This is a genomic window from Hyphomonas oceanitis SCH89 (genome assembly GCF_000685295.1).
Classification (GTDB): Bacteria; Pseudomonadota; Alphaproteobacteria; order Caulobacterales; family Hyphomonadaceae; genus Hyphomonas; species Hyphomonas oceanitis.
Window position 1 is genome coordinate 63,627 of sequence record NZ_ARYL01000009.1, and the last position, 25,229, is coordinate 88,855.

At 61.1% G+C, this 25,229-nt stretch carries 24 protein-coding genes; 10 read left to right on the top strand and 14 right to left on the bottom strand.

Annotation, left to right across the window (positions count from 1 at the left end; translation table 11 throughout):
- Positions 1 to 12: 12 nt before the first annotated feature.
- The 7 genes from HOC_RS07570 to HOC_RS07600 all read right to left on the bottom strand — a co-directional run bounded on the left by HOC_RS07570 (position 13) and on the right by HOC_RS07600 (position 7,843).
- Positions 13 to 420: an ATP synthase F1 subunit epsilon gene (locus HOC_RS07570; protein ID WP_034737859.1), complete on the bottom strand. Its 408-nt coding sequence runs from the start codon at positions 418 to 420 to the stop codon at positions 13 to 15.
- Between the two features lie 17 nt (positions 421 to 437).
- Entirely contained in the window at positions 438 to 1,865 is a 1,428-nt protein-coding gene (gene atpD / locus HOC_RS07575) for a F0F1 ATP synthase subunit beta (protein WP_034737861.1), read from the bottom strand.
- A 49-nt stretch (positions 1,866 to 1,914) separates the two neighbouring features.
- Positions 1,915 to 2,793 carry a F0F1 ATP synthase subunit gamma gene (locus HOC_RS07580; protein ID WP_035537200.1) on the bottom strand — a complete coding sequence of 293 codons (879 nt, stop codon included), beginning with the start codon at positions 2,791 to 2,793 and terminating at the stop codon, positions 1,915 to 1,917.
- 45 nt (positions 2,794 to 2,838) lie between these two features.
- Positions 2,839 to 4,374 (bottom strand): F0F1 ATP synthase subunit alpha, encoded by a 1,536-nt coding sequence (atpA, locus tag HOC_RS07585; RefSeq protein WP_035537201.1) that lies wholly within the window; start codon positions 4,372 to 4,374, stop codon positions 2,839 to 2,841.
- A gap of 8 nt (positions 4,375 to 4,382) precedes the next feature.
- Positions 4,383 to 4,943, bottom strand: a complete 561-nt coding sequence (gene atpH / locus HOC_RS07590) for an ATP synthase F1 subunit delta (RefSeq protein WP_035537202.1) — start codon at positions 4,941 to 4,943, stop codon at positions 4,383 to 4,385.
- A 180-nt stretch (positions 4,944 to 5,123) separates the two neighbouring features.
- A complete protein-coding gene (locus tag HOC_RS07595) occupies positions 5,124 to 7,292 on the bottom strand; it encodes a primosomal protein N' (protein ID WP_035537203.1) in 2,169 nt (722 codons plus the stop codon).
- Between the two features lie 56 nt (positions 7,293 to 7,348).
- Positions 7,349 to 7,843 carry a hypothetical protein gene (locus tag HOC_RS07600; protein ID WP_035537205.1) on the bottom strand — a complete coding sequence of 165 codons (495 nt, stop codon included), beginning with the start codon at positions 7,841 to 7,843 and terminating at the stop codon, positions 7,349 to 7,351.
- A gap of 175 nt (positions 7,844 to 8,018) precedes the next feature.
- Here HOC_RS07600 and HOC_RS07605 point away from each other — a divergent pair, with 175 nt between their 5' ends.
- The 6 genes from HOC_RS07605 to HOC_RS07630 all read left to right on the top strand — a co-directional run bounded on the left by HOC_RS07605 (position 8,019) and on the right by HOC_RS07630 (position 13,085).
- Positions 8,019 to 8,258 (top strand): DUF2188 domain-containing protein, encoded by a 240-nt coding sequence (locus HOC_RS07605; protein WP_035537206.1) that lies wholly within the window; start codon positions 8,019 to 8,021, stop codon positions 8,256 to 8,258.
- 184 nt (positions 8,259 to 8,442) lie between these two features.
- Positions 8,443 to 9,159 carry a DUF4328 domain-containing protein gene (locus tag HOC_RS07610; protein WP_035537207.1) on the top strand — a complete coding sequence of 239 codons (717 nt, stop codon included), beginning with the start codon at positions 8,443 to 8,445 and terminating at the stop codon, positions 9,157 to 9,159.
- Positions 9,160 to 9,260: 101 nt separating this feature from the next.
- A complete protein-coding gene (locus HOC_RS07615; protein ID WP_035537209.1) occupies positions 9,261 to 9,665 on the top strand; it encodes an energy transducer TonB in 405 nt (134 codons plus the stop codon).
- Between the two features lie 81 nt (positions 9,666 to 9,746).
- Entirely contained in the window at positions 9,747 to 10,343 is a 597-nt protein-coding gene (locus HOC_RS07620; RefSeq protein WP_035537211.1) for a hypothetical protein, read from the top strand.
- A 400-nt stretch (positions 10,344 to 10,743) separates the two neighbouring features.
- Complete coding sequence (locus HOC_RS07625; RefSeq protein WP_035537213.1) at positions 10,744 to 11,736, top strand: AAA family ATPase; 993 nt, start codon at positions 10,744 to 10,746, stop codon at positions 11,734 to 11,736.
- A 5-nt stretch (positions 11,737 to 11,741) separates the two neighbouring features.
- Positions 11,742 to 13,085: a vWA domain-containing protein gene (locus tag HOC_RS07630; protein ID WP_035537214.1), complete on the top strand. Its 1,344-nt coding sequence runs from the start codon at positions 11,742 to 11,744 to the stop codon at positions 13,083 to 13,085.
- On the opposite strand, the gene HOC_RS22935 is transcribed toward HOC_RS07630, so the two are convergent.
- From HOC_RS22935 to HOC_RS07655, 5 genes are all read right to left on the bottom strand, one after another.
- Positions 13,082 to 13,708, bottom strand: coding sequence for a DUF1294 domain-containing protein (locus HOC_RS22935; RefSeq protein WP_051624632.1), 627 nt, complete (start codon positions 13,706 to 13,708; stop codon positions 13,082 to 13,084). The two genes, HOC_RS07630 and HOC_RS22935, sit on opposite strands and share 4 nt — an antisense overlap.
- Positions 13,686 to 14,805 (bottom strand): peptide chain release factor 2 gene (gene prfB / locus HOC_RS07640; RefSeq protein ID WP_156950416.1). Its coding sequence is split into 2 segments (ribosomal slippage): positions 13,686 to 14,735 and positions 14,737 to 14,805, totalling 1,119 coding nucleotides; the frame shifts between segments, so codons are not numbered across the junction. Before prfB ends, HOC_RS22935 begins: the two co-directional genes overlap by 23 nt.
- Positions 14,806 to 14,892: 87 nt before the next feature.
- A complete protein-coding gene (locus HOC_RS07645) occupies positions 14,893 to 17,517 on the bottom strand; it encodes a penicillin-binding protein 1A (protein WP_084146202.1) in 2,625 nt (874 codons plus the stop codon).
- A 107-nt stretch (positions 17,518 to 17,624) separates the two neighbouring features.
- A complete protein-coding gene (locus HOC_RS07650; protein WP_035537216.1) occupies positions 17,625 to 19,538 on the bottom strand; it encodes a tetratricopeptide repeat protein in 1,914 nt (637 codons plus the stop codon).
- A gap of 134 nt (positions 19,539 to 19,672) precedes the next feature.
- Positions 19,673 to 21,355 carry an electron transfer flavoprotein-ubiquinone oxidoreductase gene (locus HOC_RS07655; RefSeq protein WP_035537217.1) on the bottom strand — a complete coding sequence of 561 codons (1,683 nt, stop codon included), beginning with the start codon at positions 21,353 to 21,355 and terminating at the stop codon, positions 19,673 to 19,675.
- 92 nt (positions 21,356 to 21,447) lie between these two features.
- Between HOC_RS07655 and HOC_RS07660 the strand changes: the two genes are divergently transcribed.
- Positions 21,448 to 22,251, top strand: a complete 804-nt coding sequence (locus HOC_RS07660) for a uracil-DNA glycosylase (protein ID WP_051624633.1) — start codon at positions 21,448 to 21,450, stop codon at positions 22,249 to 22,251.
- On the opposite strand, the gene HOC_RS07665 is transcribed toward HOC_RS07660, so the two are convergent.
- Positions 22,252 to 22,728: a hemerythrin domain-containing protein gene (locus tag HOC_RS07665; protein WP_035537218.1), complete on the bottom strand. Its 477-nt coding sequence runs from the start codon at positions 22,726 to 22,728 to the stop codon at positions 22,252 to 22,254.
- A 91-nt stretch (positions 22,729 to 22,819) separates the two neighbouring features.
- Here HOC_RS07665 and HOC_RS07670 point away from each other — a divergent pair, with 91 nt between their 5' ends.
- On the top strand, positions 22,820 to 23,503 hold the full coding sequence (locus tag HOC_RS07670; protein ID WP_035537219.1) for a TIGR04283 family arsenosugar biosynthesis glycosyltransferase: 684 nt from the start codon (positions 22,820 to 22,822) through the stop codon (positions 23,501 to 23,503).
- Here the strand turns inward: HOC_RS07670 and HOC_RS07675 are convergent.
- A complete protein-coding gene (locus HOC_RS07675) occupies positions 23,500 to 24,036 on the bottom strand; it encodes a hypothetical protein (RefSeq protein WP_035537220.1) in 537 nt (178 codons plus the stop codon). The two genes, HOC_RS07670 and HOC_RS07675, sit on opposite strands and share 4 nt — an antisense overlap.
- 63 nt (positions 24,037 to 24,099) lie before the next feature.
- On the opposite strand from HOC_RS07675, the gene HOC_RS07680 reads away from it, so the two are divergent.
- A complete protein-coding gene (locus HOC_RS07680) occupies positions 24,100 to 24,699 on the top strand; it encodes a TIGR04282 family arsenosugar biosynthesis glycosyltransferase (RefSeq protein ID WP_035537222.1) in 600 nt (199 codons plus the stop codon).
- Positions 24,700 to 24,782: 83 nt separating this feature from the next.
- Complete coding sequence (locus HOC_RS07685; RefSeq protein ID WP_051624634.1) at positions 24,783 to 25,187, top strand: BLUF domain-containing protein; 405 nt, start codon at positions 24,783 to 24,785, stop codon at positions 25,185 to 25,187.
- The last annotated feature ends 42 nt before the right edge of the window (positions 25,188 to 25,229 follow it).

Genomic DNA, 25,229 nt, shown 5'->3' on the forward strand with positions numbered 1-25,229 from the left:
CAGACTGGCCCCTTAGTGGACCAGCGCGGCTTTCAGGCTTTCGAGATAGTCGAAGTGCGCCTGCAGTGCACCCTTTGCCGTATCATCCTTGTCCAGCGCCTGGATCTTCAGGAGCGTCGCTTCCATCTCGGCCTGAACCTCTTCGACTTTCACGCCGTCAAGATTGCGGGCCTCTTCAGCGAGGATGGTCAGGCCGTCCGGCGTCACGTCGGCAAAGCCGCCGCGCACGAAGATGCGCATCTTCACGCTGTCGCCTTCGAGAACGCGCACGACACCATTCTTCAGCGTCGTCATGAACGGCGCATGGTTCACCAGCACGCCGAACTCACCCTCGGTGCCCGGCGCGATCACCTGATCGACCTCACCGGAGAAGAGTTCCTTGGCAGGTGACACGAGTGCAAAGTGAAGTTTGTCGGCCATGAGGCTGATCCTGTATCCTAGGCTGCGTCAGCCGTCATTTTGGCGGCTTTGGCTTTGGCTTCGTCGATGTTGCCGACCATGTAGAAGGCCTGCTCTGGCAGGTGGTCGAACTCGCCGGCGATAAGGCCCTGGAAGCCCTTGATCGTGTCTTCGAGCTTCACCTGGACGCCTGGCGAACCGGTGAAGATTTCAGCCACGTCGAACGGCTGCGACAGGAAGCGTTCCACTTTCCGGGCGCGTGCCACGGCCAGTTTGTCGTCTTCCGACAGTTCGTCCATGCCGAGGATGGCGATGATGTCCTGCAGTTCCTTGTAGCGCTGCAGGATTTCCTGCACGCCGCGGGCGATCTCGTAGTGCGCTTCGCCAACGATGCGCGGGTCAAGAATACGGCTCGTGGAGTCAAGCGGATCCACAGCGGGGTAGATGCCCTTTTCAGCGATGGCGCGGTTAAGAACCGTGGTCGCGTCAAGGTGGGCAAACGATGTGGCTGGTGCAGGGTCGGTCAAGTCATCTGCAGGCACGTACACGGCCTGAACCGAGGTGATCGAACCCTTGTTGGTCGAGGTGATGCGTTCCTGCAGCTGGCCCATGTCGGTGGCCAGTGTTGGCTGATAGCCCACAGCCGAGGGAATACGGCCGAGAAGCGCGGACACTTCGGCACCGGCTTGCGTGAAGCGGAAGATGTTGTCGACGAAGAACAGAACGTCCTTGCCTTCTTCATCGCGGAAATATTCGGCCTGTGCGAGGCCGGTCAGGGCGACGCGTGCACGCGCACCTGGAGGCTCGTTCATCTGGCCGTAGACCAGCGCGATGCGGCTTTCGCCTTCCAGGTTGATAACCTTGGATTCGATCATCTCGTGGTAAAGGTCGTTACCTTCACGTGTCCGCTCGCCAACGCCGGCGAACACCGAGTAGCCGCCGAACAGTTTCGCGATGTTGTTGATCAGTTCCATGATCAGAACCGTCTTGCCAACGCCGGCACCGCCGAAGAGGCCGATCTTGCCGCCCTTCACGTATGGGCAGAGCAGGTCGATAACCTTGATACCGGTCACGAGCACTTCGGACTCGGTCGACTGGTCGGTGAATGGAGGCGCATCCGCGTGGATCGAGCGGCGCATGTCCGTGTCGATCGGGCCGCGCTCGTCGATCGGCTCGCCGATGACGTTCATGATGCGGCCGAGCGTGGCCGGGCCAACCGGCACGTTGATCGAGCGACCAAGGTCAGCCACCGGATTGCCGCGAACGAGGCCTTCCGTGGAGTCCATGGCGATCGTGCGCACAGTGTTCTCACCGAGGTGCTGGGCAACCTCGAGAACAAGGCGGTTGCCATTGTTGTCGGTTTCAAGCGCGTTCAGAATGCTCGGAAGCTCGCCGTCGAACTCGACGTCGACCACGGCGCCGATGACCTGTGATACGCGGCCTTTTGCGTTTGCGGGAGTGCTCATGCGGGTCGTCTCCTTTGGAGCGTGTATAGGGATGTGGTCTTGGCCATGACTAGAGCGCCTCGGCCCCGGAGATGATCTCGATCAGCTCCTTGGTGATCTGCGCCTGGCGGGCGCGGTTATATTGCAGCGACAGGGAGTCGATCATGTCGCCGGCATTGCGCGTGGCATTGTCCATGGCGGTCATGCGGCTCGCCTGTTCACCCGCCGCGCTTTCCAGCATGGCCGACAGGATCTGCGTATTGATGTAGCGCGGCAGCAGCGTTTCGAGGATCTCGGTCTCGGAAGGCTCGTACTGATAGATCGCGCCCTTGAGGTCCACTTTCGGCGCATCGGCCGGTGCGGACGCCGGGATGATCTGCTGGGCCGTCGGCACCTGGCTCAGCACGTTCCGGAACTGCGAATAGATCAACGTCGCAACGTCGAACTCACCATCCTCGAACCGCTTCGTCAGTGCATGGCCGAGGCCAAGAGCAGACTCGGTATAGTTGCCGCCCTTCACGTCCGTCAGGTCAACGTGCGCAACGAACATGTCGCCGTATTCACGCGACAGCTGTTCGCGGCCCTTCTTGCCGACAGTCAGGATCTTGACCGTCTTGCCCTCTGCGCGCAGCTCGCCGATCTTCTGCTTGGCCAGCTTCACCACATAGGTGTTGAAGCCGCCGGCAAGGCCGCGCTCTGCCGTCATGACGACGATCAGGTGCGTCTTGTCTTCACCGGTACCGGCCAACAGCTTCGGGCCACCTGCGCCAGCCGAAGCCGACAGGTTTGCCAGAACGGAAGCCATACGCGAAGCATAGGGCCGCGAGGCCGTCGCGGCGTCTTGCGCACGCTTCAGCTTCGCTGCGGCCACCATTTGCATGGCCTTCGTGATCTTCCGCGTGGATTTCACGCTGGTGATCCGGTTCTTGAGGTCCTTCAAGCTGGGCATGTCAGGCCTTCTGGTTGTTCAAACTATGCGTCAGGACGGGCGAGATCAGGCGAACTTCGACGTGAAGGATTCGAGCGTCGATTTGAGCTCGGCTTCTGTCTTGTCCGACACGGCTTTTTCGTCGCGGATCGTTGCGAGAAGCTCTTTCTTCGAACCACGCAGGTGGGCCAGAAGCTCTTTCTCGTAACGGGTCACGTCAGCAACCGGCACTTTATCCACATAACCGCGCGTACCGGCGTAAATCACGCAGACCTGCTCTTCCATCAGCAGCGGCGAGTATTGCGGCTGTTTCAGGAGTTCGGTCAGGCGCGCACCACGGTTCAGCAGGCGCTGGGTGGCTGCATCAAGGTCGGAGCCAAATTTCGCAAAGGCGGCCATCTCGCGATACTGGGCGAGTTCACCCTTCATCGAACCGGCAACCTTCTTCATCGCTTTCGTCTGGGCGGCGGAGCCCACACGCGACACCGAGAGGCCGACGTTCACGGCAGGGCGGATACCCTGGTAGAACAGGTCGGTTTCAAGGAAGATCTGGCCGTCGGTGATCGAGATCACGTTCGTCGGGATGTAGGCCGACACGTCGTTGGCCTGCGTTTCGATGATCGGCAGGGCGGTCATCGAACCGGCACCGGCAGCATCACCCATTTTCGCAGCGCGCTCAAGGAGACGCGAGTGAAGGTAGAACACGTCGCCCGGATAGGCTTCACGACCTGGTGGACGGCGAAGCAGCAGCGACATCTGGCGATAAGCCACAGCCTGCTTGGAAAGGTCATCATAGATGATGAGGGCGTGCATGCCGTTGTCGCGGAACCATTCGCCCATCGTGCAGCCGGTGAACGGTGCAAGGTACTGGAGCGGAGCTGGCTCGGACGCCGTAGCGGAGACAACGATCGTATAGTCCAGGGCGCCGCGCTCTTCGAGCGTCTTCACAACCTGGGCAACCGTCGAACGCTTCTGGCCGATAGCAACGTAGATACAGAACAGCTTGTCCTTGTCGGACTTGGCAGCGTCGTTCGTCGCTTTCTGGTTCAGGATCGTGTCGATGCAGACAGCCGTTTTGCCGGTCTGACGGTCACCGATGACCAACTCGCGCTGGCCGCGGCCGACCGGGATCATGGCGTCGATCGCCTTGATGCCTGTCATCATTGGCTCGTGAACGCCTTTACGCGGGATGATGCCTGGCGCTTTCACGTCCACGCGGTCACGCGAAGCAACGTCTGTCAGCGGGCCTTTGCCGTCGATTGGCTCGCCCAGCGGGTCAACAACGCGGCCGAGAAGGCCTTTGCCGACCGGCGCGGAGACGATCTCGCCCGAACGCTTGACGGTGTCGCCTTCTTTGATCGAGCTGTCGCTACCGAAGATCACGACGCCGACATTGTCGCTTTCAAGGTTCAGGGCCATGCCCTTGATGCCGCCGTCGAACTCAACGAGTTCGCCAGCCTGCACGCTGTCGAGACCATAGATACGGGCAATACCGTCACCTACTGAAAGCACCTGGCCAACATCGGAGACTTCAGCGTCGACGCCAAAGTTTTCGATTTGCGACTTCAGGATGCCCGAAATTTCTGCTGCGCTGATATCCATCGAGCTGACTATGCTCCCTTCATGGCGGTGTTCATGCGTTCAAGTTTGGCGGCAATGCTCGCATCGACCAGTTTCGATCCGATGCGCAGCTGGATGCCGCCGATGAGCGAGGGATCAACCTCACTTGTCAGTTCCACCTCGCCGCCGACGGCTTTTGCGAGGATCGATTCGATGCGGGCGCGTTCGGCGCCTGTCATGTCTTTTGCAGTGCGAACAACAGCGCGCTGAACGCCGCGTTGTTTTGCATATAGTTCGTCAAAGGCGCTCTGGGCCGGCACAATGTCCGCCGTGCGGCCGTTCGTGGCCATCACGCCGACGAAATTCGCCAGCAGCGTGCCAAGGCCGGACTTCTTCATCACGGCGGCCAGCGACTTCACCTTCTCGTCGCGCGAAAACGCGGGCGAATCGAGCAGGATGGTCAGGTCTTTTGAGCCGTTCGCCATTTCGACGAAAGCTTTGTAATCATTATGAACATCGGCCAGCTGGCCCTTGTCCTGCGCCAGTTCAAACAGTGCCCGCGCATAGCGCCGGGCAGCTTCACTCGCATGTGTACGTGTCGATGCCGCCAAGGGTCCAGGATCCGTTGCTTGTCGGGGCGGGTAAGGCCCGGAATTATGTTAAAGAGACAGCGTGCCCGACACGCGCGCCCCATTGATCTGTGCGCCGCTTAGCACCAGAAAATCACCCTGACAACATGGCCGCCGCGCCAATTTCTGCGGCGAAATGGCAACCGACACGGTGAATACGCCCTACATGAACGAGTATGGGTCGATATCCACCGAAATCCTGACAGGGCGCGGGGGTTTCAGGCGCGCCATCCAGGCCGCCATATAGGCAGAAAGATCAACGTTTCTGGGCGATTTTACAAGGAATCGCCGCCTGTGCCGCCCGCGCAGCACCGTGATCGGCGCCGGGGCCGGCCCGAAAAGCTCGATTCCCGCCCCATTGGGCGCCGCCAGCGATATCTCCCGGCAGGCCTCTTCCACCATTTCCGCACTCGGCGCCGACACGATCATCGCCGCGAGTCGCCCAAAGGGCGGCAGGCCCAGCTCCGCCCGCACATCCCGCTCGATCTGCAGGAACCCGTCCCGGTCGCCGTCCGCCAGCGCCAGCATGGCCGGATTGTCCGGCGCATAGGTCTGCACCAGCGCCCGCCCCGGCCGCTCGGCCCGACCGGCCCGGCCCGCCACCTGGCTCAGCAACTGATAGGTCCGCTCCCCTGCCCGCAGGTCGCCGCCCTTCATGCCCGAATCGGCATCAACCACGCCCACAAGGGTCAGGTTCGGGAAATTGTGCCCCTTGGCCACGATCTGGGTGCCGATCAGCACATCAATGTCGCCCGTCTCCATCCGCTCGATGATGCCGCGTGTCGCGTCGCCGCCCATGGCCGTGTCCGACGAGAATATCTCGATCCGCGCCTCCGGCATCAGCACGCGCACCTCTTCGGCCACCCGTTCCACGCCCGGCCCGACGCCCATCAGCGAATCCTTCGCCCCGCAGGCCGGGCAGACGCTCGGCTTCGGAATCGAATAGCCCGTCACATGGCAGACCAGCCGTCCGCTATAACGGTGCTCGGTCAGCCAGTTCTCGGTGCCCGGCGTCTTCAGCCGCTCGCCGCACGCCTTGCAGATCACCAGCGGCGCATAGCCCCTGCGGTTCAGGAACAGCAGCGACTGCTCGCCCGCTGCCAGCGTCTCCTTCAGCGCCTGGATCAACCAGGGCGACAGCCAGTGATTCTTCTCCGGCGGCGCCCTGCGCAGGTCCACCAGCTCCACATCCGGCAGGCGCGACGCCCCCGGCCGCGCCGCCAGCATCAGCCGCGTGTAGCGCCCGGCCTCGGCATTCACCATTGTCTCCAGCGCAGGCGTCGCAGAGGCCAGCACCACAGCCGCGCCCTCCAGCTTCGCCCGCATCACCGCCATGTCGCGGGCATGATACGTCACGCCGTCTTCCTGCTTGTAGCTGCCATCATGCTCTTCATCGACGATGACCAGCTTCAGGTTTGCATAGGGCAGGAACAGCGCCGAGCGCGCCCCGATCACGATCCGCGCCCGGCCATGCGCCGCCTCGCGCCATGTCCGCCGCCGTTCCTTGTCCGACAGGCCCGAGTGCCACGGCGCCGGCGCCGCCCCGAACCGCGCCTCGAACCGCGAGAGAATCGCCTGCGTCAGCGCAATCTCCGGCAGCAGCACGAGTATCTGCGCCTCCGGGTCCACGCGCAGCGCTTCCGCAATCGCTTCGAAATACACTTCCGTCTTGCCGGAGCCCGTCACGCCATCGAGCAGGAAGGCCGCAAAGCCCCCCGTCCGCATCGACGCCTTCATCACCTCGGCGGCCTCCGCCTGCTCGCCCGTCAGGGTCGCGCCCGGCAGGTCTGGCTGCGGCAAGGCAAATGGCAGGTCCGCCGCCATCTCTTCGGCGCGCAGCGCGCCAGCCTTCTCCAGCCCCTTCACCACGCCGCTCGATACGCCCGCCGCCGCCGCCAGCGTCGCCGCATTCACAGCGCCCACCTCCTCGGCCGCGTCCAGCACCCGCCGCCGCGCATCGGTCAGCTTCCCCGGCACTTGGCCCGTCAGGTGGAACACGGTCTCCGTCGGCGAAGGCGACAGCCCGCCCCGCGCCCGCAGAGTCATGCCCAGCACATGGCCCGGATGCGACACCGTGTATTTCGCGCCCCAGCTGATGAATTCGCGCATCGCGTCCCGAATCGGCGGCACGTCATAGACAGAGAGAACCGGTTTGAGCGTCCGGCCTGCCACGGCCTCGTCGCCCAGCAGCTCCCACACAACGCCCAGCCGCTCGGTCTGGCCCAGCGGCGCCGTGACATAGGAACCGACGCGCACATCCATCCCCTCCGGCACCGCGTAATCAAACGGTTCCGGCAGGGGCAAGACAAAGAGAATCCGCGCAACAGCCATGGCCTTGGCTTAGCGCCGTTAAGCCAAGGCGTCATCCCGTCCGGGCAGGTCCCTCGCTACTCCGCCTTCTGCAATGACAGGATAATCCGCCGATAGCCGCTCGCATCATCCTGTATCTGCACCGAGCTGACCCCCGCCCAGCCGCCGCCCGATACTTCCAGCACCCGCGTCGCGCCCACTTCCCGGCCCGCCAGCGCATCCGTGACCGAGATGCCCTGATCCTCGCCCCACTGGATCATGTCGGCGAACACCTTGTCCCCGTCCGCCATGGTCCGCGCCTGCAGCTGGTAGGCCGCCGGCGTCACATTGGGCTTCGTCACAATATAGATGTGCGCATCATCCGGCAGCGGGAACCCCTTCGGCAGCCAGTCCGGCTTCGGCAGGTTCACGGCCCCGAGAAGGCGATCCGCCTCACCCCCGGCCACCTTCTTTCCCTGCGCCGCCTCGCCCTTTTCACCGGCATCCGGCGATGCGCTCCCCGAACAGGCCGCACAGAAGGCCATCGCCCCCACCAAGCCTGCCAGAACAAGTCTTGAGCCACTGAATGTCATATCGGATCCCCTTCCGGTCTGCGGGCAAACGCCCCGCTTGTAAGGGAAAACGCAAACACAGGCCCAAGTCCGCCAGCATCGCCTGCCGCGCCTGTACTTTCGTTCACTTGTGAGCCTCAGCGTCCGGCCCAATATACAAGGTCTGGTTCGCAGACATTCCGGAAAGAGGCACAGCATGGAAAAGATCGTGTATCACGTCGTCAAGCATGGTGATGGCTGGGCCTACAAGCTCGGCGACACCATCTCCGAGGCGTTCCGCACCCATGACGCGGCCCGCGCCGCCGCCCTCTCGGCCGCCCGCCGACAGAACCTGCCCGGCAAGGATGCCCACATCACCTGGGAAGACGAAGCCGGCAAATGGCACGAGGAATACGCGCACGGCGAAGACCGCCCGCAGACAGACGTCGAAGGCTAGCCTCCCGACCGCCGCCCACGTTGAGCACGCCCCCTCAGACCGTCAACGCCTTCTGCCTCTATCGTCCGCGCCCCTGCACACTCTGGTGCACATTCCGACATCTTCGATCCGTCACACAATTAAGGTTGAAAACCTGAAACTTGTGAGTGTAAATCGAGCTGGGAAGCGGGAAGGTTGAGGGGCCATGGAAGCGACAATCGGTTCGGACTACATGCCCAAGCGGCTCAGCCGTCCAAGCGAATATGCATACGAGGACGGGTGCCGCCCCCTCGGCAAGTTTGCCGGTGTGCTGTCCGTCACCTTGCTGGTCTACGCTATCGTCAGCGTACTGCTCGCCCTGGCGCTTTCATATACATTCGTCGACGCGCGCATGCTGGATGAGTACGCGTTTGAGGACGCGACGGATGACGACTACCTGCTCATCATCGCCTCTTCACTTGTGTTTCTGCTCTATGTTGCGGAACGGGCGCTATTCGTCATATGCGCATTTACGGTCGCCCGTTTCAGTTACCGCGCCATGCGCAACCTCTATACCGTGCGCAGCACCGTTCCGGACATGTCGCCCGGCGCCACGGTCTATTGGTATTTCGTGCCCTTCGCGACATGGTTCCTGCCGGCCAAGGGCATGTCGGAAATCCATCAGGGCTCCATTGAGGAAACCGGCGCGCTCAACACGTCCAATATCGTCAGCTGGTGGTGGGGCACATGGCTTGCCATGAGCATCCTTTCCTTCATCTCAAATTTCATGGGCAGAACCGATCCGATCATGTCGATTGCCGTTGGTATTGTCGCCATTGTGCTGGGGGCTGTCTCGGCCTTATTCCTGCGCAAACTCGTCCGCCGTATCCGCGCTGCACAGGACCAGTTCAGCCAGGGCAGCCTCGCCGAAACATTCGCCTGACCTAAGGCGTCGTGCAGAAAGGCCTTCCAATACACTCTGGACAACAGGCGAACCGCGGCTAAACTTCAATCTTTGATAGAGCGCGAGGACGCTGGACCGGAATGAAGTCGCTCATCGCCCTTGCGCTACTGGCATTGCCCTACGTGGCAATCGCAAAGCCCGACATCACCACTATCGAAGCAGAAGTTCTGGAACCGCCTCGGCCGGTCTTCCCGCTGATTGCCTCGCTCCTGGGGGTCAGCGGTTATTGCGAGGTCCGCTTTTCGGTCCGCGACTATGGTGACACCATAAAAATTGAAGATGCGGCCTGCACCTCGCCCATATTCTGCGATGCGGCCATCAATGCCATCATGAAAACCAGGTACAAAGTAACTGACGAGGAAGGAACGAAAGTTCCCGGGCGCCGCGACAACATTGTTTATCCAATGTCCTTTTTACTCAATCGTGATGCACAACTGCCGAATGATCTCGAGACATTGGCCTGTGCGGCCGGTCTGACATCCTGACAGGTCAGCAAACCGGAGGATGGGGCCGCTCGCTCCCCCACCTTATCCAACCCTAATCCCGCCCGGCCTATACTGGCCGCCATGACAAATTCGTCCGCCTTCGTCACCCACGGCATCGCCCATGCGCAACGCGCGCTGGCGAACCTCGCCGCGATGACGAACGCACACCTCCACCCCACCACCCTGAAACGTACCCTCGCCCAGCGCGCCCGGGCTGAACTCGTCCGGCTGGAAATCATCATCCGGCGCCTGCTCGTGCTGATGGCGCTGGGGCTCGTGCTGCCGCCTGTCCCTGTTCGGGCATCGTCCGGGCATCATTCGGATACCGAGCGCGTCGAGACAAAGGCATCGACCGGCCTCACCGGCCTTGCGCCCCGCGTCTTGGGGCCAGACATGGACAGGGACGGGCTCGCCACAGCGGCGCGATCCTGCGGACCCGTTCAAGCTGCCCCAATCCTCGCCCGCCTTGCGGCTTTACAGGAACTGCTCGCCGCCCCCGAAGCCCATGCCAGACGCCTCGCCCGCACGCTGGAACGCCAGCGCAAGGCCGGTGAAGCGGCCCCCATGGCGCTCCCCATGACCCGCACCCACCGCCTGCCGCCGGAACTCGGCGCCATCGCCACGGCCCTGCCGGAATTGCTGCGCGACGCGTTCAAAAGCTGGGAAACATCCGGCTAAATCCGACAGTCAATCAGACCTTTTTTGCCGGGCGCTTAAAGGCGTTTCCGGTCACACCCACATCCCTCTAATTCGTACACCCAACTCTCCCCCGATGGCCCCTGCGCAGGCAGGGGCCCATGGACTGGCCGAGCCTCACAGCGCTTTGGGAAAGTCCCGTCCATGGATACCTGCCTGCGCAGGTATCCCCGGGCGGTGAGTGGGGCGCTCAAAAGGGCTTAACGCGTCCATCCCCCACGCCGCAGTCCCGGCGAACGCCGGGACCTCAGGCAATTGAAGAAAGGCAAGAGACCCCGGCCTGCGCCGGGGATGCGGTAAGGGGCTCGCAAAGCCCCCACACACCACCCTGCCCCAGCGATATGCCTTGCCAGCCATTCGCCTGCCCCCTACCCCTTTTGCCATGGCAAAAGACATTTCCACCGGCTACGAGCCGCTCACGTCGATCGAGGCAGTCACATCCGGGCTCGCAACCGTCGGCTATATTTCGACGCGCGAGATATCGACCTCGGTTTTCCTCGCCCATGGCCTGCGCAAGCCGATCCTGATCGAAGGCCCTGCCGGCGTCGGAAAGACCGATCTCGCCCAGTCGCTCGCCAAATGGCTCGACCTGCCGGTCCTGCGCCTGCAATGCTATGAAGGCCTCGACGAGGGCAAGGCGCTGTATGAATGGAAATACGGCAAGCAGCTGCTTTACACGCAGATCCTGAAAGAGAAGCTCAACGAGCTGATCGGCTCGGCCGACAATCTCTCCCAGTCGCTGGGCAAGCTTTCCTCATTTGAAGACCTCTTCTTCTCCGAGCAATTCCTCGAATCGCGCCCCCTGCTCACCGCCATGCAGCAACCGGCCGGCTCGGTCCTGCTCATCGACGAGATCGACAAGTCGGACGAGGAATTCGAGGCCTTCCTTCTGGAAGTCCTGTCGGACTATCAGGTCACCGTTCCCGAGATCGGCACGATCCGCGCCAATGTCCCGCCCATCGTGATCCTCACATCCAACAATGTCCGCGAACTCGGCGACGCCCTGAAGCGCCGCTGCCTCCATCTTCATATCGGCTTCCCCGATGCAGCCCGCGAGCGAATGATCGTTCAGGCCCGCGTGCCGGATGTCACCGAGAGCCTGCTGAAACAGCTGGTCAGCTTCGTTCAGGGCGTTCGCGAAACCGACGTCAAGAAACGCCCGTCCATCTCCGAAACGGTCGACTGGGCCAGAACGCTTCTGCTGATGCACGCGAATGTACTCGACGAGAACTTCGTGCGCTCGACGCTCAATGTCCTCCTCAAGCATGAGAGCGACATCGCCGCGGTCTCGAAGGAAATCCCCCGCCTCGTCCGCGAGGCCGCCGGGCCGGACAAGGCAGGTCGCACATCCTCCGGCTATCCTGATCTCGGATAGCGGAGATGGAGCGCGCGCTCACCAATTTCATCCGGGCCCTGCGTTCTTCGGAAGTGCGGGTATCCACCGGCGAAGCCCTTGATGCGACCCGCGCCGTCGCCCTGATTGGCTATGGCGACCGCTCGCTTTTGAAGGAATCCCTCGGCTGCGTGCTGGCGAAATCCGAACAGGAAAAGCAGGTCCACGACCGCCTGTTCGATCTCTACTTCTCCCATTCCGAATCCACTTCAAAATCAGACTCCCACAGCGAAGAGTCCCAAGCGGAAAATGGCGAAAGCCAGCCTGCACCCGAAAACCTTATCGAACTCATGCAGTCCGGCGATGAAGCCGCCATCTCCACCGCCATGGAACGCGCGGCTGAAGCCGCCGGAATCGACGATATCCGCTTCTCAACGCAGGTCGCCTATTACGCCCAGCAGATCATCAAGCAGATGGGCGGCGAAGGGCTGCAGGAGCGCCTGCTCGAAGCGCTCCAGGGCCGCGAACCTGAAAACGAGACTGACGCGCAAGAGCTGATCGACATTCGCCGCGATCTCACAATGCGTGCCCGCGAACGCGCCGAGCGTGCCTTTGACATATTCGGCGCCGGCGAGACCCAGCAATTCCGCGATGACTTCGCTGCCGAGAAACGCCTCAGCGCGCTCGACCGCTACGACATGGAGCGGATGAAAACCCTCATCGCCAAGATCGCCAAACGCCTCGCGGTCAAACACTCCCGCCGCCGAAAAAAGCGCAATCGCGGCCAACTCGATACGCGCCGCACAATGCGCGCCAATGCCGGGCTCGACGGCGTGCCCTTCAATGTGATCTGGCGCCAAAAAAAGAAGGATAGGCCGAAGATCGTCGCGATCTGCGATGTGTCTGGCTCAGTCGCCCAATACGTTCGCTTCCTTCTGCTGCTGCTTTACTCGCTCGCAGACGCCGTGCCCGACATTCACGCTTTCGCCTTTTCGCACCGGCTGAAACCGGTGGACGACATTCTCGCCGACAATGAGTTTGAGCAGGCAATGACCAAGATTATCCGCGAGATGGGTATGGGCTCGACCGATTACGGTCAGGCCTGGTCAGACCTGAAGGTCAATCATGAGAGTATCATTGACCGGCGCACAACGGTCATCGTGCTGGGCGATGGCCGCTCAAACTATGGCGATCCGCGTGCCGACCTCTTCCGTGAATTTGCCCAGCGCGCAAAAAGCATGATCTGGCTCAATCCCGAAGGCCGCGCCCTCTGGGGTACCGGCGACAGCGCTATTCCACGCTACCTGCCCTTCTGTACGCAGATGAGCCACGTGGCGACGCTGAAGGATCTGGAACGGGCCGTCGATGAAGTGCTCAGCGCCTACGGCTAGAGCGACTTGAACACGTTGATCTGCACGAAGGCCGCCATGTTGATCGCAACGGTCATCCAGAACAGGTAACGGAACGTGCCCTTGCGGGTTTTGTGGCGGAAAACTTCCTGGGCCACAATCGCCCCCGGCCAACCGCCCACAAGACCGATCAGGAGAAGAATCGTCTCCGATACACGCCAGTTCTTCTGGATCGCGGCGTTCTTGTCGATCCAGTAGCCGACCAGACAGGCAAAACTCGCCTCGCCGTAGATGATGTACCAGTTGCTTGAGACATCCGTGACCATCGACACGCTGGCGAAAATGCCGGCAAAGGCCACGATCACCAGAAAAGGTGGCACGTGTTCCAGCAGGCGCCACCGGCTCCGCTTGGGCTTCTCTGGCTCGGGCTGCGGCGTGACAGGCTTGTCGAGCGGAACAACATTGTCCGCCCGCTCGCGGCCGTCTGGCGAAAGGACGGCGTCAAACGCGTAGGCCTGACCGATTTCCAGACGCTTGTCGTTCTTCGGCAGGGCGCGAATATGCAGGAATACATTGGGTCCGCCATCATCGGGAGCGATGAAACCAAACCCCCGATCTGCAAACCATTCAACAAGGCGGCCTTCACGCCGCATCATCGGCTCCATTCTCGCTCTTCACCGCCGCGGCCAGAGCCGCGCTGAGGAACCTGTCTATATCACCGTCAAGTACACCCTGCGTATCGGATGTCTCAACTTCGGTGCGGAGGTCCTTCACCATCTGATAGGGCTGAAGCACATAGGAGCGGATCTGATGGCCAAAGCCGATCTCGCTCTTTCCGGCATAGCTGGCATCCGCAACGGCGCGCCGTTTCTGCATCTCCAGCTCGTAGAGCTTCGAGCGCAACATCTGCCAGGCCTGATCGCGGTTACGGTGCTGCGATCGGTCGTTCTGGCACTGAACCACGATATTTGTCGGAATGTGCGTGAGCCGAACGGCCGAATCGGTGCGGTTCACGTGCTGGCCGCCCGCGCCCGAGGCCCGGTAAGTATCGGTGCGTACGTCGCCCGGATTGATGTCGATTTCGATCTTGTCATCGATCACGGGAGAGACGCTGACAGAAGCAAAACTCGTGTGGCGTCGGGCAGAGCTGTCGAAGGGAGAAATACGCACGAGGCGGTGCACGCCCTGCTCCGATTTCAGCCAGCCATAGGCATTCTCGCCCTTAACCTGGATGGTCGCAGACTTGATGCCGGCTTCCTCGCCCTCGCGTTCGTCGAGTTCCTCGACCTGCATGCCATGCGCATCGGCCCAGCGCACATACATGCGGCGCAGGATGTTCGCCCAGTCCTGGCTTTCCGTACCACCTTCGCCTGCATTGACCTGTACGAAGGCATCATTCCCGTCGACCTCGCCGGAGAGGAGTGCCGCCAGTTCAGCCTTTTCCGCACGCTCGGCCGCTTTCGAAAGCGTCCGCTCGATATCTGCAATCATGGACGCATCGCCATCGGCCAGCTCAAGCAGCTCTTCGGCATCGGACGATTCCTGCTGCAGGGCCTCGACTGTGGCGATCCCGTCGGCAAGGCGCTGACGTTCGCGCATCATCGCCTGCGCTTCCTGAGGATCGTCCCAGAAGTCAGGACGCTCAGAGAGGGCTGTCAGTTCGTCAAGGCGTTTTGTGGCTGTATCCCAGTCAAAGACGCCTCCGTAGCAGGTCTGACGACTGGCGGATCTGGTCGATCAGGGATTTGATTTCTGCGGACATTGAACTGGCCTCTTTGGGCTGGATTAGGTGACTTGATTGACTGATGCCGGGGATAGCCGAGGGTCGGCAATCCGTCAAAACGCCATATCAGAAAATCCCGTCGAGATTGCCGCCTGAGGCAAGTTCAGGTGCCTTGGCCGGCTGGCCATCCTCCGGCACGGGCTGTTCGCCTGTGCGCGGGTCAAACGTACCGTAACTACCGGTGCCAGCGCCAGGGCCGCAATTGCCGGAAATCGACAGGCAGTCGTCAGACCCGTTGAAGGCCGCCATGCCGGGCTCGGTACCGGGCCGGAAAGCCTCGTCAATGATGACTGACGTACCTGGACCGGGCAATTCGCCTGTCCGGGCATCGATTTTCACGAGCCGTACGCCGGGAGGAATCCGGAACGGGATGCCCGGTGTGCCCTCAAGCGCCTTTTCCATGAAGTCAGTAAAGATCGGGGCCGCGACCGAGCCGCCTGCCTCACCTTCGCCAAGCGAGCGGTTGTCGTCAAAGCCCACCCGCACACCGACAACAAGGTCAGGCGAGAACCCGATCGTGATGGCATCGCGATAGTCGTTCGTTGTACCGGTCTTGGCCGCAAGCGGCTTGCCGACGCGCAGTGCCCGGCGGCCCGTACCGCGCTCTACAACGCCTTCCATCATGTGGGTAATCTGGTAGGCGATGATCGGGTCAAGCACCTGCTCGCGGTCATCCGGGAGCTCAGGCGGCTCGCCTCCGTTCCACTCTTCGGACTCGCAGCCCTCACAAACGCGCTCATCGTTCCGGAACAGCGTACGACCGTGACGGTCCTGAACCCGGTCGAGCAGTGTCGGTGTGACCTTCTTGCCCCCGTTCACAAATGCCGCGTAACCGCGTGTGAGTTCGATCAGGTAAGTATCACCCGAGCCGAGCGACATGGCCGGATAGGGCGCCAGTTCGTCATAAGCGCCGACACGCACAGCGAGGTCTGCGACGGAGTCCATGCCGATATCCTGGGCAACACGCGCCGTCACCTGGTTCAAAGACTTCTCGAGCGCCACACGAAGCGTGACCATCCCGTAGGACCGACCCTCAGTATAGTTGGCCGGGCGCCAGTAATCGCCGGTCGACACGTCATAGGAAACAAAGGGTGCGTCCAGCATGCGCGTGGCAGGCGTATAGCCCCTCTCCAGCGCGGCTGCGTAGACGAACGGCTTGAAACTGGACCCTGTCTGACGCTTCGACTGTGTGACCCTGTTGTAGCTGGACTTGAAGAAGGAATAGCCGCCCTGCATCGCCAGAATACGGCCTGTGTTCGGATCGATAGCGACCAGTGAGCCGTCCACTGCGGGCACCTGGCGCAGCGTTGCATTGCCCGCGGGCACCAGCATGGGCTGGGCGATAGGCTTCGCGATCGGATTGCCTTCTTCGTCCAGTTCCTCTTTCAGGTCAGGGGCAGACGCTTCTTTCGCGTTCAGAACCTTCCGCTCCAGCTCTGCCAGCACGACATCGCCGACCTGGAGGCCGGGTTTGCCTTCCTTCGGCTTATAGGTCTTGGCCCATTCGATTTCTTCGGCAGGCAGCTTGATCTTGGCGCCGTCGATCAGCAGCAATTCAGCGCCCTTGTCATTCATGGACGTGATCAGGCCTGCTTCCCACGTGCCGTATCCGCCTGGCAGTTCAACAGCGTTCAGCGCTTCCAGCATACCATCGCCGATAGGCAGTTTCGTCACCGGGCCGCGATAGCCATGGCGACGGTCATAGGCGATCAGGCCAGTCTGCAGCGCTTCCTGCGCGGCGAGCTGCATGCGCGTGTCGATGGTCGAGCGGATGGACAAGCCGCCCTGCTCCAGCGTTTCCTCGCCATAGGTATTGATCAGGTCGCGGCGCAGTTCCTGTACGAAATAGGTGGCTGCCGCATATTCAGGTCCACGGAATCGCTTGGCCGTGGTCAACGGCATGGCAATGGCCTCATCGGCCTGTTCGCGCGTGATATACTTGTCCTCGACCATGCGGTTGAGAACGTAGTTGCGGCGGGCCAGCAGTTTTTCCGGGTTGGTGTAAGGGTTCACAGCCGACGGTGCCTTGGCGAGCGAGGCCAGCACCGCGGCTTCTGAAAGGTTCAGCTCAGGCAGCGACTTGTTGAAATAGTTCAGGGCAGCAGAGCCGACACCGTAGGAGCGTCCGCCAAGATAGATCTCGTTGAGGTAAAGCTCGAGGATGTCCCCCTTGGAGAACTCCTTCTCCATACGCTGGGCGACAATCGCTTCCTTGGCCTTCCGGGTCAGGTTCTGGTCGCGGGTCAGCAGCATGTTCTTGGCCACCTGCTGGGTGATGGTGGATCCGCCCTGCAGCCCGCCCGAACCGGTCAGCTTGTTCTTCGCCGAGTTCACGGCGCCGCGCGCGATACCCTGATAGTCGAGCCCGTCATGGGTGAAGAAATTCTTGTCCTCAGCTGCCACGAAGGCGTCGATCACATGTTTGGGAATGGACTCATACGGCACGAAGACGCGGTGCTCGTCAGCAAATTCTGCAATGAGCGTCCCGTCGCCGGCGTGAACGCGCGACGTGATCGGCGGCTCATACTGCTTGAGCTTGGAAATGCTCGGCACGTCACGGCCCAGCGCGAGGAAATACATCCAGACCGCAATGAACACGATGATTGCCAGGACGAATCCGGCAATGAGCGTCCACTTTGCTACCGGCCAAACCCAGACAGGAATGCGGGGTTTTTCGTAGGCATCAGCCATGTACTTGTCCTGTTACTAAGGCCAGCCATTCCTGGCGCCGCGCGCTGGAATCGCATCCGTTTCCGGCGATAGTAAGGCGCGTCGGCGGCGCGTTAAAGGGTTGAGTGTCAGATGTCCTGCCTATCAACTTCTCCATCTGTCAGCGAAACATCCGGAAGAGGCCGCTTCTCGGGCGCTGGCGCCGTCAGGCCGGAGGCGAGCTTGTCTTCGAGCTGCTTGCGTTCAACCGCCGGCGGGCGGTTGTCGAGTGCGTACTGCCAGGCTTCTTTGGCCTCATCCTTGCGATCGAGATACCAGTAGATATCGCCGAGATGGTTCTCGATCTCCCAGTGACGGTGAGGCTGCAATTCCTGACGTGATGACTCGATCATCCGGCGGGCCGCCTCAAGGTCACCCATCTTGAACAGCGCCCAGCCAAAGGAGTCTGAAATGTATGGGTCGTGCTGGGCGAGCGCGCGTGCACGCGCAAGAACGCGATAGCCTTCCTCATACTTGTCGGTATTCACGATCAGGAAATACCCGAGCGAATTCAGCGTGTAGGGATCGTTTGGACGGGCCAGCCGCTCTGTGCGGAGCAGGATGATCGCCTCATTCACCTTGCCGACCTTGCCAAGCGCGTCGGCCAGGGCGAGACGGCGATCATGCGTATCGTCCAGATTGCGCGCCTCTTCGGCATTCTTCGCGGCTTTCTCGTAATTGCCGAACTGGCCGTAAATCTCGGCCGCCAGACCATGCGCGGAGGCACGCTCTGCGGGGCTCTCAGCTGTCTTCAGCAATTCGCCAAGCAGCTTGTCGGACCGAGCTTCATCATCCAGCAAAGTAGTCAATTGGAGCGCGCCATAGAGCGTAGGCAGGCGGTCCTCATCTGTCGCCAGCGAGAGCGCCTTGTCGACGGCTTCACGCGCCCCATCCACCTTGCCGGCCATTAGGAGAGCCTGGCCGGCCGCCAGTTCCAGAGACGCCGTCGGCTTGGGGCTGACCGAGACCATGTGCGCAGCGGAATCGTAAAGCGCATTATCGTAAAAGTCGTCGATGATCGCCGAACGCAGGCCGTCATCCTCCGGATTGATCAGCAGCGCCACCTGATCCATCGCAGAGCGCTGGTCGTCAAAGCCGTCAGGCCGTCCGCCCATCATGATCTTGCGGATGATCCGCTGCTCCTGCAGCGTGCGCGACACATCGGACAGCGACTGCGCAAAGGCCGCACGGACCGTAAGTGGCTCGTTCTTGAGGTTCTTGCCCGTCTCGAGACTGTCGAGCGCAGCCGCATAGCTGATCGCTTCCTCAGGCTCTGCATCGGCGAGGCGCTGGTAGACAGCTTTGGCCTCTTCGATACGACCGAGCCGCTGAAGCAGCAGGGCATGACGCGAGATCACCGTCTTGATATGCGAGTAAAGCAGGCCGCGTGGGTCAAACTGGTGCTCGGGCGCTTCGATCTTGGAAGGCGTCAGGGACTCGTAGACCGCAAGGGCTTGGTCCGCCCGGCCAACGGCTTCGAGCATGGCCGCGAGCGATAGCTCTCCGGTCAGGCCCGGCATGCCAGAAGCGGCACTGCGGTGACGCTCAATGGCTGCATCGGGCTGGCCGTCCATCGCCAGAAACCAGGCGTCGAGATAGGCGTAAAGGTTTGATCCGGCATCGGCTGTCTCGGCATCATCCTGAATATTCAGGATCATTCGCGCGCCTGCGGTGTCACCGGCTGCGGCACGGTCGAGGGCGAGGAAAGCGTTGAAGAAGGGATTGGAGTTCCTGTCCGCAGCGTCGAGGCCCTGCGTCATGACGAGGAAGGCGGCCATGTCGCCAGCCTTCACTGCGTCTATTGGCGCCGGATAAGCCGAGATACCGATCGGCTTGCCATTGTCGCCCAGAACAGCGGTCGAGCGCGCTGCGGGTGACAATGCTTCATCGGGATAAGCATTGGCTGTCGCGCCGACTGTTCCGCCGGATTGTGTGGAAGCGCACCCGCCGAGTGCAAAGGCTAGGACAAGAGCAGAGGCGGCAAGGACTGGCTTGAGGCGCATGGGCGTCAGGTATCTCCGTTTTCGCGTGTGCGAAGAGTGAAGCAGCCCCTTGCGGCAAGAGCAAGGCGCCAGATGGTAAAAGCGCGGACAGGTTGCCCTGCCCGCGCTCTTGTCACGCCTTTGTGTAGCGGTTGCTACATATTCGGGTAGGCAGGGCCGCCGCCGCCCTCTGGAACGGTCCAGTTGATGTTCTGGTTCGGATCCTTGATATCGCACGTCTTGCAGTGAATGCAGTTCTGCGCGTTGATCTGGAACTTGAGGTCAGCGCCCTCACCGATCCATTCATACACGCCAGCCGGGCAATAGCGCGCCGATGGGCCAGCATAGACATCATGCTCGGAAGATTTCTGGAGGGCCATGTCCTTCACGATCAGGTGGCACGGCTGGTCCTCGCCATGGAATGTGTTGGTGAAGGACACATTGGTCAGCTTGTCGAAGCTGAGGACGCCGTCGGGCTTCGGATAAGCGATTGGCTTGTAATCCTTAGCAGGCTTGAGCGAGGCCGCATCGGTTTTGCCGTGCTTCAGCGTCGGCAGGAAACCGAAGCCCACCAGCGAACGCAGCCACATGTCCGGCACACCGATCATGGCACCGATCATCGTGCCGAAGCGCGACATCAGCGGCTTCATATTGCGAACGGTCGACAGATCCTTCTGCACCCAGCTCGAATGCATCGCATCATCATATTCGGTCATCTCGTCGCCCGAGCGACCTGATTGCAGCGCCGCGAAGACTGACTCGGCGCCGAGCATGCCGGTCTTCATGGCATTGTGCGTGCCCTTGATGCGCGGAAGGTTCACGAAGCCGGCGCAGCAACCGATCAGCGCGCCACCCGGGAAGCTGAGCTTCGGAATGGACTGAAGGCCGCCCGACGTGATCGCGCGGGCGCCATAGGCCACGCGCTTGCCGCCTTCGAGATAGCGGCGGATGTCGGGGTGGTGCTTGTAGCGCTGGAATTCCTGGTACGGGGCCAGGTACGGATTCTTGTAGTTCAGGTGGACAACGTAGCCGACCGAAACGAAGGGCTCGCCATTGTCGCGGAAATGGTAGAGGAAGCCGCCGCCATTGCCGTCCTTGTCCTGGACTGGCCAGCCAAACGAGTGCTGGACGAGACCGTCGACAAAAATTTCTTCCGGCACTGACCAGACTTCCTTGAGGCCGATACCGAATTTCTGTGGGTCGCAATCGGCCTGCAGGTTGAACTGGTTCATGATCTGCTTGGTCAGAGAGCCGCGTGCGCCCTCGGCAAACAGAACGTACTTGCCGAGCAATTCCATGCCGGGTTCGTAATCGGCTTTCTTCTGGCCATCCGCGCCGATGCCCATGACACCCGCCACAACGCCGCGCACGACGCCTTCGGCATCGTAGACGACTTCAGAGGCGGCAAAGCCCGGATAGATTTCAACGCCCAGCGCTTCGGCCTCGCGGCCGAGCCAGCGGCAGACATTGGCCAGCGAACCGGCATAGCAGCCGTGGTTGCTCATCAGCGGCGGGAAGGGCAGCCAGCCGAGTTCAGCCGAGCCATTCTCGCCGAGCAGCTTGTAGCGGTCGATCTTGACCTCGGTTTTCAGCGGGCAATCGCTATTGTTGCGCCAGTCAGGCAGCAACTCGTCCAGCGCCTTCGGGTCGAGCACGATGCCCGACAGGATATGCGCGCCGATCTCTCCGCCTTTTTCCAGAACGACGACCGAAAGGTCCTCGCCCTTCTCATTGGCGAGCTGTTTGAATCGGATCGCTGCCGAGAGCCCAGCCGGGCCGCCGCCGACGATGACCAGATCATATTCCATCGACTCGCGCTGCGGGGCGTCATCAGCCATTGGTAACTCCTCATTTTGGCGTGTAGGATACCGCCGTATATTTCAAACATTAAGCAATTACAGCCTGTTTCAAGAAGGTCCAGAGCGTCGCAATGTCCGCCCCTACGTCAACCTCAGCCCTTCAGGCCCTGACCGAGTGGTGGCAGGACATGGGCGTAGAAGTGGATTCGGCCCGCATTGACGCGCTGATGCGCCAGCTGAAACCCTCCCAAGCGCCCTCGAATACCCACGCCAAAGCCGCCACACCCTCCATCAAACCCATGCAGCGCCGCTCCCGCGCACCCAAGAATTGGGTCACGGAAGCCGAAAAGGCGGCAGCTGCTGCCGATTCGCTCGACGCGCTGAAAGCCGCCATCGAGGGCTTCGAAGGCTGCCCGCTTAAGTCTTCCTCTGAAAACACGGTGGTTTTTGATGGCACACAAGGTGCCGACCTGATGGTGATCGGTGAAGGCCCGGGAGCCGAAGAGGATCGCAAAGGCCTCCCTTTCATCGGTAAGGCGGGGCAATTGCTCGACAAGATGCTGGCGGCGATCAATCGCTCGCGGACCGAGAACACGTTCATCACGAATGTGACCTACTGGCGCCCACCGGGAAACCGGAACCCGGAAGACGAAGAACTCGACGTCTGCCGCCCCTTCGTCGAACGGATGATCGTGCTGGGCAAGCCGAAACTGATCATCGCGGCGGGCGGCGTGCCGGCCAAGGCCCTTCTGGGCAAGAGTGACGGCATCATGCGCCTGCGCGGCACCGAACATGTCTTTCAAACGCAAGACGGGACCAGCATTCCGCTGATCCCGATCCTGCACCCGGCCTACCTGCTCCGCCGCCCGCAGGACAAAAGCCGCGCCTGGCGGGACTTGTTGCTGGTGGAGCAGCGGCTCAAAGAGCTCGCCTGACTATTCTTCCATCTCTTCTTCGGCCTTCTTGTCGACGAGGCCACGCTCTTTCTTCTTGCGCGTGTCGAACTTGTCCGCCATTTCGCCCGAAGAATCCGCGCCTAGCACCTTGCGGGCGGTCTCGAAGATTTCCTCTTCTTCCTCTTTCATATGGTGCTCATAGCGCTCGCGCATGGTCTTGAAGCGCGTGAGCCATCCCGGCGAACTGAAGTCCATGTCCTCGATATCCTGGATCATCTCGTCGACTTCATGGTGCTCAGAAACCGAGTGGCGCGCCTTGGGCTGGCCTTTGGAATCTTCCATCAATGGGGCGTAAAAAGCTTCTTCTTCAGCAGCAGCGTGAGCGCCAATATCGTAGTAAAATGTCTTCCAGAGTTTCCGGCGCTCTTCGCTGTCGCCGGATGTCTCGGCGAGGCTCGCGAGCATGTCGCGCTGGCGGTCATGGTCAGATTTCAGCCGTTCATAGATGCTGGTCATATGCGTTTTCCTTGTGCATTGGAGATTGGAGATGGAACGCAGCAGACCTAAGAGAGTTCCTGATATCACAAGCGCCTGCTAGGGATCTCCAATGCCCGCTCCCCTTTCCGTCATCATTCCCACACTGAACGCCGCGTATGACCTGCCGCTCTGTCTCGAAAGCCTGATGCCAGGCTTGGAGTCCGGCCTTATCCGTGAGGTCATTGCATGCGATGCCTTTTCCGAAGATGGGACGCAGGCCATCGCCGAGGCGTCCGGAGCGACCTATATCGCCACGGCCAAAGGCCGCGGCCGACAGCTGATTGCCGGAACAGAAGCCGCACGCGGCGACTGGTTCCTGTTTCTTCATGCCGACACGATATTGTCGCGCGAGTGGGCCGAGCGTGTCTCTGACCATATTCGCGACCGGCCGGGCAATGCAGGCGCCTTCCGCCTCAAGTATCGCTCCGACGACAAGCGCGCCCGCTGGCTGGAATCGCGCGCCAACCGCCGGGCCCGGTGGCTCGGCCTGCCCTATGGCGACCAGGGCTTGCTGATCTCGCGCGAGCTTTATGATGCTGTCGGCGGCTTCCCGGATGTACGCCTGATGGAAGACGTCATGATCGTGCGGGCTGTCGGCAAGAAAAGGCTGACCTTCCTGGATGCAGAAGCGCGCACGTCGGCAGTGAAATACGAGCGTGATGGCTGGCGTCGCCGCGCATGGAAGAATTCCTGGATGCTGGCGCGCTTCCTGTTGGGCGTCAGCCCGGACAAGCTTGCCAAGGAATATACCTAGTCTTCGGTCCAGAATGCTTCCGTGCCGAAATCCTCGCCATGGGCGGCGATCAGATAGGCCTTAAAGGCAGCAAGATCGGTCACGCGGCAGGAATAGGCATCGACCCGTTCGAGACCATGTGCGGTCAGAACGTCATCCTCGGAATCATTGCAGGCGGGCATCGCGAACTCATAGGTCGGTACATGCGTGGCGGCGCCTGTGCGAATGTGCGCGACGAGATAGTGATAACTGACCTCAGGATCATCGCGCATCTCGACCTCTGCGAAATAGACCGGATTAGTGTCCTCCGCCGTCAGCACCTGGAAGCGCACGCGCAACGGCTTTTCCTCGGCCTCTTCCGGTGGTGGGGAAATTTCATATACGCCGTCTTCGCCAACCATCACATTGCGGCAATCATCAGCGAGGCAGAGAACGACGCCATCATACGGCAAAGTGACTTGCTCACCAGGCGGTATCAGCGGCACCTCGCTATAGAAGCAGGCAGACAGCGCCGCGAGACTCGCCAGCGCTGTGAGGATACGAAACGGTCCCATGTTCTTTCTCCCTCCACTTAATTCCAGCTTTCATCCGGTTGAGGTCGAAAGTAAGGCCAGGCCATGACAAAAGCGACCTTGCTCATTTATGCCAAGCCACCCCGCATGGGACTGTCAAAGACGCGGCTGGCAGCAGGCCTCGGCCTCACTGAAGCGCGGCGCGTAGCCCATTTTACGCTGGCCCGCACAATGCGTGCGGCGCTCAGCGGACACTGGACTCCCCTTCTTTACACCGCGCCTGACAAGGCATTGGGCGATAGTATCGGCGGACTCTGGCCAGCCAGCCTCATACGGCGCAGCCAGGGGCATGGCGGTCTGACCCAACGGCTGGCCAAGGGACTTGCCGAAGCCCCGCCCGGCCCGGTCCTGTTCATTGGCGCCGACACTCCGGACCTGTCGACGGCCCTTCTGCGCACGGCGATCCGCACGTTGCAGAACCACGACGCCGTCTTTGGCCCGGCGCGCGATGGCGGATTCTGGCTATTCGGCCTCAACAAGGGATCGCGCACGCGCGCGCCGTTTGACGGCGTGCGCTGGTCGGGGCCGCACGCAATGGAGGACGTCTGGGGAAACCTTCCGCCACATGCGCGTGTCGGTCTTTTGCGCACACTGACTGATATTGATGAGGCAGATGACTGGCATGCGTGGAACGCTGCCCGATAAGCAGTGGAATTAATTTATGTTATCGCTTGGCGAGAGGAATGCCGGTGGATAACGATCATGTTTTTCTACATGAGGGGACACCCATGTTTCGGCTTATCTATATCAGCTCCGCGTCCGAAGAGATTTCCCCAACGGACATTCAGGATATCCTGACAACCGCTGTGTCCAATAACCGGAATATGGAGATCACAGGCCTGTTGATGTACAACGGACTGAACTTCATGCAGGTGCTCGAAGGCGAGCGGGACGATGTCGAACCCCTGTTTGAAAAGATATCCCAAGACAAGCGCCATGTGTCCGTTGCCTCGATCCTGCAAGGCGATGCCGATACGCGGATTTTTGCCCCATGGGCCATGCTATTTAAGAAGCTCAAACCTGAAACCACGGAACAAGATATTCCTGAGGTGACCATGTCCGAAATCATGGCCCTCGAAATGCCGGACAACGTGCGCGCGATCATCAAGAATTTCGACAACCTGATGGGTTGATGACACCTGCGTGAATCCACAGGTTCTCCGCAACATTCATAA

Bases quoted from the DNA above. Each gene is read 5' to 3' on its own strand.
- HOC_RS07675 (WP_035537220.1), bottom strand. From the start codon at position 24,036: ATGGGACCGTTTCGTATCCTCACAGCGCTGGCGAGTCTCGCGGCGCTG.
- HOC_RS22935 (WP_051624632.1), bottom strand. From the start codon at position 13,708: ATGGAGCCGATGATGCGGCGTGAAGGCCGCCTTGTTGAATGGTTTGCA.
- HOC_RS07630 (WP_035537214.1), top strand. From the start codon at position 11,742: ATGGAGCGCGCGCTCACCAATTTCATCCGGGCCCTGCGTTCTTCGGAA.
- HOC_RS07660 (WP_051624633.1), top strand. From the start codon at position 21,448: ATGTCCGCCCCTACGTCAACCTCAGCCCTTCAGGCCCTGACCGAGTGG.
- HOC_RS07665 (WP_035537218.1), bottom strand. From the start codon at position 22,728: ATGACCAGCATCTATGAACGGCTGAAATCTGACCATGACCGCCAGCGC.
- atpA (WP_035537201.1), bottom strand. From the start codon at position 4,374: ATGGATATCAGCGCAGCAGAAATTTCGGGCATCCTGAAGTCGCAAATC.
- HOC_RS07645 (WP_084146202.1), bottom strand. From the start codon at position 17,517: ATGGCTGATGCCTACGAAAAACCCCGCATTCCTGTCTGGGTTTGGCCG.
- HOC_RS07685 (WP_051624634.1), top strand. From the start codon at position 24,783: ATGTTTCGGCTTATCTATATCAGCTCCGCGTCCGAAGAGATTTCCCCA.
- HOC_RS07650 (WP_035537216.1), bottom strand. From the start codon at position 19,538: ATGCGCCTCAAGCCAGTCCTTGCCGCCTCTGCTCTTGTCCTAGCCTTT.
- HOC_RS07595 (WP_035537203.1), bottom strand. From the start codon at position 7,292: ATGGCTGTTGCGCGGATTCTCTTTGTCTTGCCCCTGCCGGAACCGTTT.
- HOC_RS07600 (WP_035537205.1), bottom strand. From the start codon at position 7,843: ATGACATTCAGTGGCTCAAGACTTGTTCTGGCAGGCTTGGTGGGGGCG.
- HOC_RS07655 (WP_035537217.1), bottom strand. From the start codon at position 21,355: ATGGCTGATGACGCCCCGCAGCGCGAGTCGATGGAATATGATCTGGTC.
- HOC_RS07570 (WP_034737859.1), bottom strand. From the start codon at position 420: ATGGCCGACAAACTTCACTTTGCACTCGTGTCACCTGCCAAGGAACTC.
- HOC_RS07625 (WP_035537213.1), top strand. From the start codon at position 10,744: ATGGCAAAAGACATTTCCACCGGCTACGAGCCGCTCACGTCGATCGAG.
- HOC_RS07620 (WP_035537211.1), top strand. From the start codon at position 9,747: ATGACAAATTCGTCCGCCTTCGTCACCCACGGCATCGCCCATGCGCAA.
- HOC_RS07610 (WP_035537207.1), top strand. From the start codon at position 8,443: ATGGAAGCGACAATCGGTTCGGACTACATGCCCAAGCGGCTCAGCCGT.
- atpD (WP_034737861.1), bottom strand. From the start codon at position 1,865: ATGAGCACTCCCGCAAACGCAAAAGGCCGCGTATCACAGGTCATCGGC.
- HOC_RS07580 (WP_035537200.1), bottom strand. From the start codon at position 2,793: ATGCCCAGCTTGAAGGACCTCAAGAACCGGATCACCAGCGTGAAATCC.
- HOC_RS07670 (WP_035537219.1), top strand. From the start codon at position 22,820: ATGCCCGCTCCCCTTTCCGTCATCATTCCCACACTGAACGCCGCGTAT.
- HOC_RS07615 (WP_035537209.1), top strand. From the start codon at position 9,261: ATGAAGTCGCTCATCGCCCTTGCGCTACTGGCATTGCCCTACGTGGCA.
- HOC_RS07680 (WP_035537222.1), top strand. From the start codon at position 24,100: ATGACAAAAGCGACCTTGCTCATTTATGCCAAGCCACCCCGCATGGGA.
- HOC_RS07605 (WP_035537206.1), top strand. From the start codon at position 8,019: ATGGAAAAGATCGTGTATCACGTCGTCAAGCATGGTGATGGCTGGGCC.